General features: G+C 48.2%; 2 protein-coding genes. Both read right to left on the reverse strand.

Annotation, left to right across the window (positions count from 1 at the left end; translation table 11 throughout):
* A partial coding sequence (locus NIE88_RS22045) for a coat protein (protein WP_253065704.1) occupies positions 1 to 855 on the reverse strand: 855 nt, incomplete at its 3' end.
* Positions 856 to 868: 13 nt separating this feature from the next.
* On the reverse strand, positions 869 to 1,262 hold a 394-nt coding region (locus NIE88_RS22050), incomplete at its 5' end, for a DUF4355 domain-containing protein (RefSeq protein WP_253065705.1).

Genomic DNA, 1,262 nt, shown 5'->3' on the forward strand with positions numbered 1-1,262 from the left:
AGTGAACTTAATGCCGCGCGGATGCAGAATATAAAGCTGACGATTGATCAGAAAATCCTCACCGCTCGAAGCCAACGAATCACGATCGGTCTCGGTGGCTAACACATCCGGATGTGAGCCATTGCCCCAGGCCAGTGCACCGGTACCAAACAAATACGCGGTTCCGATTTTAGTAGTCGTGTCAAATGGCATGCCATCATCCACAATGACACGCTTATTCATAAAGTAAGGGACACGGACATTCTGACCGGCTTCCTGAACGTATTCAATCAGCTGTCTTTTTGCCAGATAAGACTCAACAGCAGAGTGAAAAGTTACCGCTGTCAGACTGTCCTTGGCATCACCCATCAGCTGGTTAGCGTCAATGAAAGTCTCGCCACTGATTAAAGCAGCATCACCCTCGGCTTCGGAAATATCATGTACTTTTCCAGCCAGCGATTCGGAGGCGAACACACCTGCAAGTGTCGAAAGTAGCACCTTCTGACGATCACGCGCCCAGAATCCTGAAACAAGATTAGCTGTCGAACCTAGTGGATCGGCACCGGACAGGTAAGCTGACAGGCCATTTGCTCCCCAGGCTCTTCCGCGCCCATTCTTCCGAGCAACATCCTTGTTCGTACCAATCGCACCTGGTGTTAGGGAGCCCTGGTCTTTCAATGTTTCTGACTCGCCCGTCAGATCTTCAAAGTAGGGCATATTGATCAACGTACTCGGGCCAGAAGCTAGTTGATCGAACAGTGCATTATTCTCGGCAATGCCACTATTTAGTACATTTGAAACTTCCATCGTTTTCTGAATCACATACTGGGTAAAAACTTCCGGCTGAATAATATCAGCAATTCTTGTAACAGCCAATTCAAACTCCTCCTTATGCTTGTGCTTTTAATTTTTTGTACAGTTCCGGATCCTCCCGGAAAAGTCTTGCCTGCTCCGTCAGGTTGAAGTGTTCCTTACTGAACGGATTGTTCGTCGTTGGGTTTTTAGTCACCTTAGGCGGCTTGCCAGCCAGTGCTTGTTTCACGCCAGCTTTTACGTGTTTCTCAACCAGCTTCACGAACGATTGAACCGCTTCCTGTGTATTTTCCGCTGTGTCTTTCACGACGAACGAAAGCAGGGTGTCGTCAGCGATAATCTCGTGTTCAGCCAGCATTTTAGAAGCCTCTTTGGAAAGCGCATGGTAGGCATCTTTCTTCTTGTACGTTTCCAGCTCTGCCTGCAGTTTCTCAAGCTCGTACTGCTTTTTCTGTTCCTCGTTCATCTTC

The organism is Sporolactobacillus shoreicorticis, assembly GCF_024125445.1.
In the GTDB taxonomy this organism is placed as follows: Bacteria; Bacillota; Bacilli; order Bacillales; family Sporolactobacillaceae; genus Sporolactobacillus; species Sporolactobacillus shoreicorticis.